Source organism: Clostridium sp. CM042 (genome assembly GCF_055080995.1).
In genome coordinates this window covers 604832-619877 of record NZ_CM143646.1, presented here as the reverse complement: position 1 = coordinate 619877, position 15046 = coordinate 604832, and the positions used below count along the sequence as shown (strand labels likewise).

Annotated in this window: 14 protein-coding genes and 3 pseudogenes; 15 read left to right on the top strand and 2 right to left on the bottom strand. The window is 31.3% G+C overall.

Features of this window, described 5'->3' with window-relative positions:
• The first annotated feature begins 117 nt into the window (after window positions 1-117).
• Complete coding sequence (locus tag ACWJJ7_RS02910; protein WP_462963852.1) at window positions 118-804, top strand: response regulator transcription factor; 687 nt, start codon at window positions 118-120, stop codon at window positions 802-804.
• Window positions 794-2281 (top strand): ATP-binding protein, encoded by a 1488-nt coding sequence (locus ACWJJ7_RS02905; RefSeq protein WP_462963851.1) that lies wholly within the window; start codon window positions 794-796, stop codon window positions 2279-2281. The genes ACWJJ7_RS02910 and ACWJJ7_RS02905 overlap by 11 nt, the downstream gene beginning before the upstream one ends.
• Window positions 2282-2456: 175 nt before the next feature.
• Here ACWJJ7_RS02905 and ACWJJ7_RS02900 read toward each other — a convergent pair whose 3' ends face one another.
• Window positions 2457-2987 (bottom strand): amidase domain-containing protein, encoded by a 531-nt coding sequence (locus ACWJJ7_RS02900; protein ID WP_462964930.1) that lies wholly within the window; start codon window positions 2985-2987, stop codon window positions 2457-2459.
• 315 nt (window positions 2988-3302) lie between these two features.
• Between ACWJJ7_RS02900 and ACWJJ7_RS02895 the strand changes: the two are divergent.
• From ACWJJ7_RS02895 to ACWJJ7_RS02865, 7 genes and pseudogenes are all read left to right on the top strand, one after another.
• A pseudogene (locus ACWJJ7_RS02895) lies at window positions 3303-5658 on the top strand (GxGYxYP domain-containing protein); the annotation flags it as partial.
• Window positions 5659-6375: 717 nt separating this feature from the next.
• Window positions 6376-7290 (top strand): hypothetical protein, encoded by a 915-nt coding sequence (locus ACWJJ7_RS02890; protein ID WP_462963850.1) that lies wholly within the window; start codon window positions 6376-6378, stop codon window positions 7288-7290.
• 52 nt (window positions 7291-7342) lie between these two features.
• Window positions 7343-8473: an adenosylcobinamide amidohydrolase gene (locus tag ACWJJ7_RS02885; RefSeq protein WP_462964929.1), complete on the top strand. Its 1131-nt coding sequence runs from the start codon at window positions 7343-7345 to the stop codon at window positions 8471-8473.
• A 229-nt stretch (window positions 8474-8702) separates the two neighbouring features.
• A complete protein-coding gene (locus ACWJJ7_RS02880; protein ID WP_462963849.1) occupies window positions 8703-9167 on the top strand; it encodes a hypothetical protein in 465 nt (154 codons plus the stop codon).
• Window positions 9168-9244: 77 nt separating this feature from the next.
• Window positions 9245-9412, top strand: coding sequence for a hypothetical protein (locus ACWJJ7_RS02875; protein WP_462963848.1), 168 nt, complete (start codon window positions 9245-9247; stop codon window positions 9410-9412).
• A gap of 155 nt (window positions 9413-9567) precedes the next feature.
• Window positions 9568-9819, top strand: a complete 252-nt coding sequence (locus tag ACWJJ7_RS02870; RefSeq protein WP_462963847.1) for a hypothetical protein — start codon at window positions 9568-9570, stop codon at window positions 9817-9819.
• A gap of 198 nt (window positions 9820-10017) precedes the next feature.
• Window positions 10018-10428 (top strand): HTH domain-containing protein, encoded by a 411-nt coding sequence (locus ACWJJ7_RS02865; protein ID WP_462963846.1) that lies wholly within the window; start codon window positions 10018-10020, stop codon window positions 10426-10428.
• A 268-nt stretch (window positions 10429-10696) separates the two neighbouring features.
• Here ACWJJ7_RS02865 and ACWJJ7_RS02860 read toward each other — a convergent pair whose 3' ends face one another.
• Complete coding sequence (locus ACWJJ7_RS02860; RefSeq protein WP_462963845.1) at window positions 10697-11290, bottom strand: reverse transcriptase domain-containing protein; 594 nt, start codon at window positions 11288-11290, stop codon at window positions 10697-10699.
• Here ACWJJ7_RS02860 and ACWJJ7_RS02855 point away from each other — a divergent pair.
• The 6 genes and pseudogenes from ACWJJ7_RS02855 to ACWJJ7_RS02830 form a co-directional block, all read left to right on the top strand.
• Window positions 11243-11728 (top strand): preprotein translocase subunit SecA, encoded by a 486-nt coding sequence (locus tag ACWJJ7_RS02855; RefSeq protein ID WP_462963844.1) that lies wholly within the window; start codon window positions 11243-11245, stop codon window positions 11726-11728. The genes ACWJJ7_RS02860 and ACWJJ7_RS02855 overlap by 48 nt on opposite strands.
• Window positions 11667-12596 (top strand): preprotein translocase subunit SecA, encoded by a 930-nt coding sequence (locus tag ACWJJ7_RS02850; protein ID WP_462963843.1) that lies wholly within the window; start codon window positions 11667-11669, stop codon window positions 12594-12596. The genes ACWJJ7_RS02855 and ACWJJ7_RS02850 overlap by 62 nt, the downstream gene beginning before the upstream one ends.
• A gap of 80 nt (window positions 12597-12676) precedes the next feature.
• Window positions 12677-13333, top strand: a complete 657-nt coding sequence (locus ACWJJ7_RS02845; protein WP_462963842.1) for a hypothetical protein — start codon at window positions 12677-12679, stop codon at window positions 13331-13333.
• A 281-nt stretch (window positions 13334-13614) separates the two neighbouring features.
• Window positions 13615-13851: pseudogene (locus ACWJJ7_RS02840) on the top strand (winged helix-turn-helix domain-containing protein); the annotation flags it as partial.
• Window position 13852: 1 nt separating this feature from the next.
• Entirely contained in the window at window positions 13853-14848 is a 996-nt protein-coding gene (locus ACWJJ7_RS02835; RefSeq protein WP_462963841.1) for a sensor histidine kinase, read from the top strand.
• Window positions 14779-15012: pseudogene (locus ACWJJ7_RS02830) on the top strand (ABC transporter ATP-binding protein); the annotation flags it as partial. The gene ACWJJ7_RS02835 and the pseudogene ACWJJ7_RS02830, both read left to right, overlap by 70 nt.
• Window positions 15013-15046: the final 34 nt, after the last annotated feature.

Below are 15046 nucleotides of genomic sequence, written 5' to 3'. Positions count from 1 at the left end.
ATTTTATGTTAGTTGGAATATAATAAATTATGATTATTGCTAGTCTTATTATATAATATAAAAGAAAGTTGAAAATTAGTATTGAATTTTAACAAACTTTTAATAAGGAGAAAATATATGAATGAAACCATTTTAATTGTAGATGATGAAGAAAGAATTAGAAATCTTGTGTCCATTTATTTAAGGAAAGAACAATATAATATTTTGCAAGCAGAAAACGGCAATGAAGCTGTAAATATATTTAATAAAAATAAAGTGGATTTGATTATTTTAGATGTAATGATGCCTATCATGGATGGCTGGGATGTATGCAAGGAAATAAGAAAAACCTCCAATATCCCTGTTATAATGCTCACAGCTAAATCCGAAGAAGATGATGAATTATTGGGGTTTGAATTAGGCACGGATCATTATATTACGAAGCCGTTTGTTCCGAAGCTACTAGTTGCTAAAGTAAAAGCAATTATAAGGCGCACCTATAGCACTGAAACTGTTCTAAAGGAAGAAAATAACTTTGACGGCCTCGTAGTTGATAATTTAAGCCATGAGGTTACTGTTGACAATAGTGAAATATATCTATCCCCAAAGGAATTTGAACTACTAAATTATTTTATACTTAATAAAAGAATCGTACTAAGTAGAGAAAAGATATTGGATGCTTTATGGGGTATTGACTACTTTGGAGATTTAAGAACTGTAGATACTGTTATAAAAAGATTAAGAGAGAAACTAGGTGAAAAATCTTATCTTATAGCAACCATAAGAGGCGCTGGATATAAATTCGAGGTTAAAAATGAAAAGTAAAAAGAGCATTACTAGAAAGCTTTTCGCTATAACCTCTATAGTTTTCATAGTTTTTATAACTACTAATTTGATAGTACAATCTGCATTCTTCGAGCAGTTTTATATAGAATGGAAGAAGAATGATCTTGAACATAATCTTGTTAAATTCAAAAGCGAATATTCTTTACTCGAAAAAAATGAAGATAAAATTAATTTAGTTAGTTCTTTTGAAGAAGATAATAATTATAAAATAATTATACGAGATAGATTAGGAAATTTAAAATATCTTACAAAAACAATTGATGAAAGAAAAGACTCTATAAAAGTCAGAATCTTGAACCAAATAATGTCATCTGAAATAGAAAATAGTGGCGGCATTACTAAATTTAAGGAAGAAGGAAAATCCCTGATTTTTATTACTGAAGAAACCCCCGATATGGTAGCAAGTGTATCAGGTATACTATATGCTGAAAATAGCGATGAAATTGTGTATGCTTTTGCTTCACTACAGCCAGTAAATGAAGCCGTTCAAGTTATAAAGGTATTTTACTTGTATTTCTACATAGGCGCCCTAGTTATAACCCTATTTCTTTCTCTAATTTACTCAAACATGATTGCAAAGCCATTGATAAAAATAACTAAAACGGCAGCTAAAATGGCAAAGCTTGACTTTACAGAAAAATGTGATGTTAAAAGTGAAGATGAAATAGGTGCTCTAGCAACTTCACTCAACCTTCTATCAGAAAATTTAAATGAAGCATTATCCTCACTTAAAGAATCTAATACAAAATTAGAAAAGGATATTGAGAAAGAAAAGAAATTAACAGAGATGAGGAAAGACTTTGTGGCAGCAGTTTCTCATGAGCTTAAAACCCCTATAACCCTTATAGAGGGGTATACACTAGCGTTAAATGATGATGTTTTAGAAGGCGTAGAAAAACAATATTTTATTGATGTCATAATGGATGAATCAAGGAAAATGAACAATTTAGTATCTGATATGTTGAATTTATCTCAGCTAGAATCAGGGAATTTTAAATTGATTGAGGAAGTATTTTTTCTTTATGAACTAATAAATCCAGTTACTAAGAAATTTTCATCCCTACTTAATGAAAAAAACATTAAGCTGGAATTAAATTTAATCCAAAATGTAAAAGTAAATGCAGATTGGAACAGAATAGAACAGGTACTAACAAACTATATGACTAATGCAATAAGACATACTTATGATGGTGGATTCATAACAGTAAAAATGATAAATAGAGAGAATACCATTTGCGTCGAAGTAGAAAATAGCGGAAGTAAAATCGCTGCTACTGAAACAAATAAGATATGGGATAACTTCTATAAAATCGATAAATCAAGGACTAGAAAACTTGGAGGCACTGGTCTAGGTCTTTCCATAGTTAAAAACATAATATTACTTCATGGTGGTAGCTGTGGAGTAGAAAACACAGAAATTGGAGTTAAATTTTATTTTATTTTAAAAAAACAATAGTGAACCTGTAATTATAGCTACTATATAGTGAAAATGGTATGTAAAATGATTTGCTTTATTGTTACTACTCAAGTATTCCTATAGAGAATGCCTGAGTATCAACGATCATTTTACATACCATTACATATTTTAATTATTATTTTTTCAGTTATTAAAATCATATAAATTATAATTTTTATAAACTTATTTTCAAAAAATGTACACGATTGGCTCCCCAAGAATTTCCATAAAATACGTTTAAAGCCTCAAATGAATGCTGAGAAACTAAAGGCTGTGAATATCTAAAAGAGGTGATAATAGCAGAGTGAAAAATTTGTCCATCATCATCTTCAAAAAAAACCAAATCACCTAATTCAAGCATGTGAGTATCATCTATTTCAAGACCTTTAATTCCTGAAGCTTTAGATTGTTGGTTAGTCTTTAAAGACCAATAAAGGGAATTTGCTACAGCCCAGGGGACAGACCATGTGTCATCCTTTGTACTGATGCTATTAGCCTTTCTGTACCACCAAGGATGTGAGCCATTAAAACTCATAGGTGCTCCACCAGCTAATAGGCACTGAGATACAAGGTTTGCGCAGTCGCCACTAGTCTCATTATTAGTAAGAGGGAAGTACCTAAAGCTGGGGTTTGGATTCAATGCATAGGTCATTGCATAATTAACAGCATTTATTCTAGAATATTGATTTGCTCTAAAAAAATCCATGTTACGCTCCATAAAATTACTATTATTAAATTTTATGATAAAAACAGTGAGAATGTTCATAAAAATTAAAATTTTAGATTCTATTTGCAACCCTAGCAAACGTTATATAATAATGTTCGCTAGGGTTGTAATCTTGGTCCAACTCAAAATCAAGATCAAAACTCCGTAACAAAATAATTTTTCATACATAATATATGGGGAAATCTATTTTTATGGAGGATATATATGTACAGTTGTCCTTATTTTTATAATATGATGAATTTAAATAATTATCTTCAGATGAACAATGAAATGATATTTGAAAGTATGATGCGATCTATTGCACGAGATTCTGATGTATCATTAGATGACAACAATATAAAATTTGTTTTAGAGTCGAAAAATCATCTCTATGAAATTCCAAAACATTTTCGTAAGTCGACTAATATATTAAATACGCAAAGTAGTAAAAAATTAAATCTTAGAGGATTAAACACATTAAACATTTCTGGTAGTCAACAATTTTCCGGGTACAATCTACCTTCTGTAATAAATAGTATAGGAACTTCATTGCCTATAGCAGTTGTTGATTTAAGACAAGAATCACACGGGTTTGTTAATGGAGTTCCTGTTAGCTGGGCTAATGCAAAAAATGATGCTAACATAGGTTTGACAAGGGATCAAGTAATGCTTGATGAATATAATAAACTAAATAGTATTAAATTAAATGTGCCTATTACTTTTTATAATCATAAAAATATAACTATAATTCCCAAAATAGTTGAGGATGAAGAGCATCTTGTTAATTCTAAATCACTATTATATAAACGCATCACTGTTACTGATGGTAAGATTCCTACAGATGATATGGTTGAATACTTCGTAGAGTTCGTAAAATCACAACCTAAAAATACCTGGGTTCATTTTCACTGTAAACAAGGTAGAGGAAGAACTACAACTTTCATGATTATGTATGATATGATGAAAAACTCCTTAGATGTTATGGCCGATGATGTTATAAAAAGACAACTACTATTAGCAAATTTTGATGAGAGTGATATTAAATCTTTTTATAAAAATAGTGAAAGAATTAATTTCTTGCAACATTTCTATAAATACTGTCACGAAAATAGCGATGTTTAATATTAAATGGAGCGACTTTAAAAAAGCTCTCAATAGTAGTAATTTTACGAAAAATCCTACAACTCCAACTTATTTATATGTTATTTTTCAAGATACAATGACGCCTTGTGAGCGAACAATGATAGTCACCCTTCAAGGGCTTATTAGTAGCCAATCATCTATTCAGATATATACACTTAATTCCTCACAACCAGATTATCAAATATGGCTAGATGATTTAAAAAATAGTTATGGAGTTTTATACGAAAACATCTCAGATCCGTGGCGCTTATTAGATGTATTTAAAGATTATATTGAGGGATATGTACTTTACAATAATAAATTGCTAAAAGATCCTTCAATAAATAATGCTTGTACACTTGCCTCATTAAATAATTGCATTGCAGTTGATGAATCTATCCAAGATAAAGTACGCGCCTATGGAATTACAAATATTAAAGGCGATTGCAGAAACACAGATGAAAAATGGGCGTACGATAATTTATGGGATTCTGGCCTCAATCATTCCATAATAATTGAGTTATCCCCGAGCAGAGATTCCGCCTTAAGAGATTATGGTATAATGACCAAATCCCTAATATTTTATGAGGATAAAATTAATGATACAACTCTTCGCGATAAAATATTTTCATCCATGGAAAAGGACTCCATTTGCTTAGGGTGGGGACCAGATGAATTTATTAATATAAGTACAGTTTCAAAATATGGTATTAGCATGGTTGCTGCAGATTGGTCTTATAATTTAACTGTATTAAGTTCATTCCCTTCATTACCAATGACTCAAAAAACGTTAATGACCATTCCTAATAAAGAAAATGTTCATAATGTAACATTTATTGTGTCTGATGGAGATAATCAACAGTGGAACCTTGGAACTAATTATGGTTCTCACAAATGGCATGGTTCTCCTTATAAAGGTAAATTCAATTTGGGATGGTCATTAAGCCCATCTTTATATTACCTTGCACCTACTGTATTTAACTTATATTATGAAAGTGCAGCTCATGGATCTACTAATGATTATTTTATAGTACCACCATCTGGAAATGGATATATGTATCCAAGTAAATTTGATAAGAGCGCTCTCAGGATATATATTAATAGATTAAATAATTATATGAAAAAAGTAGATCAGAAATATATATCAATTATAGATGACTCGTCTTTTTATGATAAAGAGCTTTGGGATAGATTTACTATTAAGTCTGATATACAGGGTTTGTTTTATCTTGATTATCATAAACACGATAACTATCACGGAGAAATTATTTGGTCTAATAATAAACCTGTAGTATCATGCAGAGATTTACTGTGGGATACTCTTGAAAGTGAAGATGAACTCGTGAAAAATATTAATCATCGAATTGACTCTGGGCAAGTAGATATTTCTAATTCTAATAGTTACACCTTTGTTTATGTTCATGCTTGGAGCAAAAGCCTTAGTAATATTGAAAGGGTTGTGGATAAGCTAAAGGAAAATCCTAAAGTTGCAATAGTGACCCCTAAAACATTTATGGACTTAATAAAGCAGAATGTTAAATCATCTTAAAAGCTGATAAACGGTATTATAACTTGCTTTCTCTTTTTGAACGATAAGGTTTTATGAACACTATCCCTGTTCTTCTCACGTCTTAATTTATTCATTATGTTATTTAGTTAATATTACTTATAAATTATCATTATATCGCACTCAGAAACCATTCAATATAATAAAAGTTATATTGAATGGTTTTGTTTTTACTTGTTTTCACGCCTTTTTACTAATTTTATATGTATTTTTTAAGGATTTCATGGTATACTTACAATGTAAACATTAAGTATACATATTAAATTACATTGTAAACAACGGTATACTAATGTTTACAATTTTAAATAATTTATATTATATAAAAAGTTTTCGATTATAAATATAAATAAATCCCTAAAAAATCATTGAACCCAAGTATCCTAGGAATTATACTGTTTATATAGCAGCTTCGAAGAAGATAAATAGCACCGAAGGTGATGTTTTAACAAGCTGTAGATAAATTTAGAGCATAAATGCCATTAAATCATCTCCTGCTGAGCTGCAACATCTTCATAGAAGATGCATTAACGACTTCAGAAGGAAATTTAAACTCCCACTGAAATTTTATTTTTGCTGGGGTAGTTAACTCCAACTTATAGAAGTGGGAGACTTTCCTTCTGAAATGTCGTTAAGTTATGAAAATAATTAAATTTATTCTATTTATTAAAGAAAATACAGGTCTAAGAGAGGAAGTACGAAATGGATGCAATATTAAGCGTAAGAATCAGCGATGAATTAAAACAAAAATTTAATGAATTAGCTCAGAGTGAAGGAATAAACAATAAGGAACTAATGGAGCAAGTAGTTAAGTATTACGAATTAAATAGAGCAAGAGAAGAAGACAGCACCATGTCCGAAGATATAAAAGAATTACAAACAATAACCAGCAGAATGGCGGATATATACATAAACATAGTAGAAAGAAATAACATTAAAGCTTTAGAGGTAAAAAATATCCATAGAAATGAGTTAATAGACAATAATAAGGAAAATGAAAAACTAAAAGGAGAAATTACATTATTAAAAGAAGATAACAAAAAAATAAGTTCACTGGGAAAAGACCTATCTGATTCAAAAAATATAGCTAAAGAATTACAAGAAAATATTAAGAACTTGAAAACTCTTAATAATATGCAAGAAGAAAAAATATTAAGCCTAGCTAATGCCAATGAGAAATACATTAAATTCAAAGATGAGATTATAGAGCTTAAAACCTCCTTTGACAAATCAGCAAATGAAAATATGCAACTTAAGAATGAATTGTTAAGTAAAAAGGCTGAACAAGATAAATTAACAAACCACATAGATGAATTAAACCAAATAAACAAAAATAAAATAGATGAGCTGCAAATTAAAGCTAAACAAGATGTTGAAATGCAGAGGGAAAGAACAATCTTTGAAATGGACAAAGAACTTTTAAAGTTGAAAGAGAGGCAACAACTCAAAATACAGGAATTACAAGAAAGCTTTAATGAGAGAATTACTAATTTATTAAAAGAAAAAGAGGAAGCAGGGGAGAAATTCAAAAATATGATTTTAGAAATGGATAAAAAAGAAAAAGAAACTAAAGCTGTTTTTATTGATAATACTATACAACACACCAACAATGACTGATATAAGTGGAAGCTAATTCTTAGGAATAAAGAAAAAAGGGGGAGTATATTTGATGTTATATAAATTGTCTACTGGAGATGAAGTTCATAGATACCAAAAAAGTATTGTCGTTGTGTTTAAGGATGATAGAAATGTTTTAAGTACTTCTGCGATTAATGGAGGATATAACGAGAATTTAAAGTATGTTTTTAATAATGATTGTAAACCAGAAGCAGGTATGCCTTGTAAATTAAAGGCTGATACTTATGTTGAACACATGAGTATATTAGCAAGAGAGTTGGGTTTGGAGCCAGAAAAAGCAGCTGGGATTTCTACAGCAGCTTCCATGGAGAATGTATCTATAAAAATGGAAAGTTATCGGGATGTAACTGTAACAGCAATAGTAACTGGTGGAATTGAGGTAAATGGCGGAAGAGTAGGAGATCCAGCTTCCTTTTATGAGAAGCAAGGAGAATACGAAACCATAAAGCCTGGAACTATAAATATTATTTTATATATAGATGCAAACTTACCAGCGGAAACACTGACCAGAGCTCTGGTAACTTGCACGGAAGCTAAAACTGCAGCAATCCAAGAATTAATGGCAGGAAGTAATTATTCAAGAGGTCTTGCAACGGGATCTGGAACAGATGGAACTATCGTTGTTTCAAATAGTAAATCACCAATGAAGTTATTACAATCTGGTAAGCATTCAAAACTTGGCGAGCTTATAGGGCTTTCGGTAAAGTCAGCAGTAAAGGAAGCACTTTATCTTCAAACTGGATTAGATGCACATAGTCAACATAGCATGCTTAGAAGAACTAAAAGATTTGGTGTAAATGAAGAGACGATTTGGGGCCGATATCAATATGTGATTCATGCACACCCAAAATATGAAAATCACAAAGCTTTTACAAGGCCAGAATTTATACATAATTTAAATACAATAGATGCAAAAGCAGAATTAGTAACTTTAACTTCTTTATATGTTCATCTAATAGATCAATTAGATTGGAATCTTTTATCAAAAAAACAAGTAATAGAAGAGGCTAAGGTAATCTTTGATAGGATAAAAGAAAAGCTTCGCACAAAAGAAATAACTATTGATGAATGTCATTTTAATATAGAATTTGATGCGGATTTAATTCAGCTTATGATAGATAACTTAATAACATTAATGGCATATGTGTGCGGTGGATTTTAAAATGTTTAAATTACTTTTTATAATGTCACCAATGGATTAAGACTATAACCGCTGAATATGTGGTTTTTCATGTGGCTTATATAGAAGTGGAGCATGCATATACCTATGATTTTACATATAATGATGAGGAAATCACAGATGCAACCGCAGAATTAGTAAATAAGTTTTCAAAGGTTTAAATACAAACATAAAACTATTATTTGAAAATTTATGGTGGCCTGGTTTAACCATGCTTCATAAAGATATGGCATTGAGATTATTAGAAAAGGTTGATTACTTTAATAAAGGCTTTATGCTAGATACTGGTCATTTAATGAATACAAATTTGAGTCTTAAGAATGAAAAAGATGGAATACAATATATTTTAGATACAGTAAATAGTCTTGGTGAATTAAAGAAATTCATAAAAGGTATACATCTTAATTGCTCCTTATCTGGTGAATATGTTACTAAGCAAATAGTATCAAATCATAAGCATAAATTAACATTTGATTATATGAAAAAAAATGTGCTTTTTCATATAATGAAAGTAGATATGCATAAGCCATTTAGTGATAATGCTGTGAAAAAACTTATTAATTTCATTGAACCAGAATATGTTATATACGAATTTATAACAAAATCTGTTGAAGAGTTGGAAGAATATATTACAATTCAGAATAAATCGTTACAAACCCTGTCCCCAAACCAATGAAAATATGCAACTTAAGACTGAATTGTTAAGTAAAAGGACTGAACAGGACAAATTAATAAAACAGATAGATGAATTAAATGAACAAAAATAAAATTGATGAACTCCAAATTAAGCTAGGCAAGATGTTGAAATACAGAGGGAAAGGACAAGCTTTAAAATTAACAAATATTTTGAAACTTGCCACTCTAAAAACTAACTTAAAAAAGCATTATGACAAAATTTGTTATAATACTTTTTTAGTATAGAATTATACAGTTAAACTGTATACAGGGGTAGTGCTAACATTTTCGACTTATCTATACTACACCACATAGAAGTGGATATAAAATATGATTTTAGCACACCTTAAGCCAAGCGTATTCCAAACCCATCATGGAAGGGAAGAGCGAAACAATATTCAATGCAACTACTAGCAACAGTAGGAACGATAACCTTAGTAATAGGAGCATATACTATCATAGGTGGACATGTGTTAATAATGGATCTCACTAGTGTCTTGTCAGGTGGTAACCATCCAGTAACGCTTAGTACTGGATATGTTCTATCCAGTGGGTTAAAAGGACATCATTATAGATTTACTATAGGCGGTTATGCTTATATCCTTGGTGTTCCAATGGCAATATATAAAGCAGTTGCACAGTGGACTCATTAAGAGTATGAATGGTTTTAAATATTTTAGTAATAAAGATGAGACAAAGACCCAAATTTAACTGACCCTATTTTATAGAGTCTTTTTTGTTATAATTTAAGAAATAACTATGCTATAATTTACTTATATGTTGTTGCGAAATTGTATAAAAATACGAATTAAATTTAAGAGGTGATAATAACGAAAGACGACGAAATTCAGATGATTACAGATACACATAAAGAGCTAGGAGAAATATTAGATACATTGACGAAGGATTATGGAATGAGCACAGAATGTCTATCACATTTGTTGGGAGTAAAAAGCGATGGACACAAGGTTGAAGTACCAACAGGGTTTGCAGAGCGTTCTTCTTTTACTAATTTAATACTAATGTTAGACATTATTACAAAGGAGGAACCAGATTTTAAGTTTAAAGCATTTTTAAGAGTTCTAATTGAAGTACATAAGATTAGTGCTGATACCATTGCCAAATTTGCAAAAATCCCAACACAGTATGTTTTAGATTTCATGATTGATAGTGGCACAGTGCCAATTGAGATAAAATATAAGCTTGCATCAGTAATAATGACATTAAGACTTATATTTAAAACTGTTGAGCCTAAAATATAATATATGTTATATTAAGAGATTTCGGACATACTGAATATTATTCTTATGTTGTTAACTAACTAGAGTAAAAAACACTCTAGTTTTATTTTATTTGAGAGTACCTAAAATGGTCGTTTATGGTAGGGGGTATTTCAATAAAAAGACTTGAATTGTCATAAAATGGTAAGTTGCCCATTTTTAGGTAAGTAGACGGTAATCTTCACAGATACCGCCCCTTTCAGAAACGGACGTGCCCAATTTAGGTATCCGGCTCCCCATATGAACCTCTTTACACATAAGCAGGATTTAGATTAACTAAAGATTTTGGTTTAGGATTTTCTAAAGGATAACGTTTTAAAAGTTTACTCATTTTATCCCAGTTTAAGCTAGTTCGCTGACTTCTCTTTTGAAGCCAATAGAACATACTTTTTACAACTTTCCTTTTATATTTTATTAGATTCACCTTTTTCCATATTAAACCTAGTGGTAGATTACGATTTTCTTTTATCCACTTATTAAAATCATTTACTTTAGCATGAAATTTCTTTGATGCTGTTTTCCATTTTAATTTAAAGTTTCCATTTCTACTTTTGCTGCAATAGTGTGTAAATCCAAGGAAATCAAAGGTTTCCGGTTTCTTTATTCCTTTTCGGTTTAATCGTTCTTTAGCGTAGCGTCCAAATTCTATAGTTTTAGTCTTCTCTTCTGCTATATTTAATCCAAATTTTGATAGTCTACCTTTTAGTGCTTCATAATATCTTTTTGCATCATTTTCATATTGAAAACAGGCTAGACTATCGTCTGCATACCTAGTTATGTAACATTCACCTGTACAGTGATTAGTTACTACTTTTGTAAACCACAGGTCAAGAGTATAGTGCAAATATATATTTGCCTTGCCTTATTGAAGAAGGATATTGACTACATTGTAAGAGACGGCAAAATTGAAATGGTAGATGAGTTTACTGGACGCATCGCCGAGAACAGGCGTTGGCCCGATGGAATTCAAGCAGCCCTTGAGGCTAAGGAATGCCTTAGCCGTAAGTCGAAAGGACGTATAATGAATCAGATAACTTTGCAAAGTTTCATTTTGCTTTATAAAAAAATTGCAGGGATGACTGGTACGGCAATGGACTCATTGAATGAAATCAGCGAGATGTATGACATGGAGGTGATAGTAATTCCACCACATATTCCTTGCAATCGAATTGATTATCCTGATGTAATATTCACGCACAAAAAAAGCCAAATACAAAGCTTTGAGCTCAGAAATCAAAAGAGTACATGGCACAGGACAGCCTATTTTAATCGGCACTTGTAGTGTATCAGAGTCAGAATATTTGGCTGAAGAATTAAACAAAGTAGACGTTAAATATAAAATTTTAAACGCAAAAAATGATGAACTTGAATCACGTATTATTGAACAAGCAGGTACTCTTTATGCAGTTACTGTTTCAACTAATATGGCTGGCAGGGGTGCTGATATAAAACTTGGGGGCCCAGATGGAGCTAATAAAGATAAGATAGTTTCCCTTGGAGGATTATATGTTATAGGTACTAATAGGCACGAAAGTATTCGCATTGATAAGCAGCTTAAAGGAAGAACTGGACGTCAGGGTGATATTGGCATTTCAAAATTCTTTATAAGCCTTGAAGATGACCTCATTAAAAGATATGGTATCGATGAAATAATACCCGAGGCAATTAGACCTTATATGCAAGAAGAACCTTTGCTTAATCCTAAGATAGCAAGTAAAATAGAACACGTTCAGAGGATTATTCAGGGCCAGGATTCTGATTTACGTAGCTCATTATGGCAGTATTCCTTTATCATAGAAAATCGGCGACTTGTTGTTCACCAAAGGAGAATGGAAATAGTATATGATATTTTACCTTTTAATATATTAAGCCTGGAAAATCCACAGCTATTTACAAAATTAATTAACTTCTTTAGTGAAGACACCGTAAAGGAACTTGAAAAACAAGTAGTACTATATAATATTGATGAAGTTTGTGCTGATTATCTTGCTCATGTAGAATATCTTAAAGAGGGAGTAAAGTTAAGTATACTAAGGCTTAAAGATCCGTTGCAAGCATTTCAAATAGAAACAGCTAGCATATTTCAAACTCTACAGCAAGAGATACAAAAAAGAATTTTACAAGATTTTGAAGCGTTTAATAATATATAATAGCTGTGGATTATTCTATTTTGTAACAAAACAATGAAAGAAGAATAATATAAATGGTGACTATTATTTTGGAGGTACTTATGTACGACTATCGTTGTAAAGACTGTGAAAATATTGGACAAAATATGCCTATGGCAAATATGCCTATGACGAAAATGCCAATGGCAAATATGCCTATGACGAAAATACCTATGGCGAACATGCCTATGGCGAACATGCCTATGATGAACATGCCTATGATGAGCATGCCTATGATGAACATGCCTATGATGAACATGCCTATGATGAACATGCCTATGATGAATATGGCCATGATGAATATGTCCATGATGAATATGGCCATGATGAATATGCCTATGATGAATATGCCTATGTATGATGAAGATGAAGATGATGAAGATGATGAAGATGATGAAAATTTAAAAAGCATGTATCCTAAGATCTATAGAATGATATATCCCATGGTAAAAAAACATTGTGATATGATGGAATCCAAGTATGGCCCAATGTATTGCCCTAGTAAGGATGAAATGGAGCATATGTGTAAAGAAGTATCTGACAAGTGCGAAAAACATTATAGGGATGACGATGATAATGATGATGAGGATATGAGGGACACACGCCGTCAAGGCAGAAGAGGTCCGATTCAAGATTTAACCAGAATACTGTTTATCAGAGATTTACTTGGACGAAGGAGAAGAAGAAGACGGGGAAGAATGTTTCATCATGGATATTAATACCTAATTCGTTAAAATGTTTTGTAATACTTTATGAATACATTTTATAAATTTTTTAACCCTACGTAAAGGGTATACCTTTACGTAGGGTTATTCGTTTTAACAACAAACTATCGTTTCTATTTAGATTATGAAATGTATATCTGCTATAATTATAGATTTACAAAAATAGCAATTGAATATTCCGAAAAGAAAGGTCACCAGTGTTGGGTAAAATCCTTATTATGAGATATGTAATGTGATAAAATAGAAGAAAGATAATACTTACTAAGTATATGAAGGAGATTATATTAGCCTCTCTTGAGTACAGATTGCTTCTAATCTTTGCAAATAACCAAAGGCAAGTTCTTAGCCGTAACCAGCTTTTAGAAGGTCTATGGGATTTTGCCGGGGATTTCGTAAATGACAATACCTTAACCGTGTATATTAAACGTTTGCGGGAAAAGATTGAGGATGACTGCCAAAAACCAAAAATTATAAAAACAGTTCGTGGAATTGGATACAAGGGAGGCGATTAATATGCTACGTAGCAAAGAAATAAAGATATATATAACTCTTTTAGCTTCAGTTTTAATAATAGGACCTGTTGCCTGTTTTTTTGTTAATATAATTGCAGGAATTATAGCACTTTCAGCTTTGCTTTTAATGATTGTTATATCTTTCATATTTACTAAATGGAGATATAAGCAATTAGAGAAATTATCTGAGTATCTAAAGAGAATTGCAGGCGGGGAATATGCCCTTGATATTAGTGATAATGACGAGGGCGAGCTTAGCATACTTAAAAGTGAAATATATAAAGTAACTGTGACCCTATGTGAACAAGCTGAGCTGTTAAAGAAAGACAAGCTTTTCCTTGCGGATTTAATTTCTGATATTTCTCATCAGCTTAAGACTCCAATAACCTCAATGTTTGTTATGACTGAGCTGATATGTGATAAAACCCTTCCCCAGGATAAACGCCAAGAATTCACGCAAAATATTCGGTCACAACTTGAAAGACTTCAATGGCTTGTTGCGTCACTTCTAAAGTTATCTAAGATTGATGCAGGTACAATTGAGTTTAAAAAAGAGAATGTAAATGTACGAGAGCTTATCAGTAGGGCTATCCAGCACCTGCTAATCCCTATGGAAATCAAAGATCAAACCCTTGAAATTAGCGGTGATGAGCATATTAATTTTATTGGTGATTTTAATTGGTCCTCAGAGGCTGCTTCAAATATAATAAAAAATTGTGTTGAACATACACCTTTAGGTGGAAATATAGGTGTTAATTTTTGTGAAACTCCAATATATACAATGATAAAAATATTCGATAATGGTGAGGGTATCCATAAGGAGGATTTACCACATATATTTAATCGGTTCTATAAGGGTAAAAATGCTCACGATGACAGTATAGGTATTGGACTTGCCATGTCAAAAATCATTTTGCAAAAACAGAAATGGATGAAACAAAGCTTGCTATATTTAGACGCAGGCAAATCGGTCTTATATATCAATTTTATAATTTAATCCCAGTTTTGAATGTAGAAGAAAATATCACCCTACCGCTATTACTTGATGGTCAAAATATAAAAGAAGGGCAACTAGATGAGCTACTTAGTACACTGGGGCTTGTAGATAGATTAAAATATCTGCCTAACCAGCCTTCAGGATGTCAACATCAACGTGTATCCGGTTGGTGACAGCTCTATTCTTCATACCTATAAT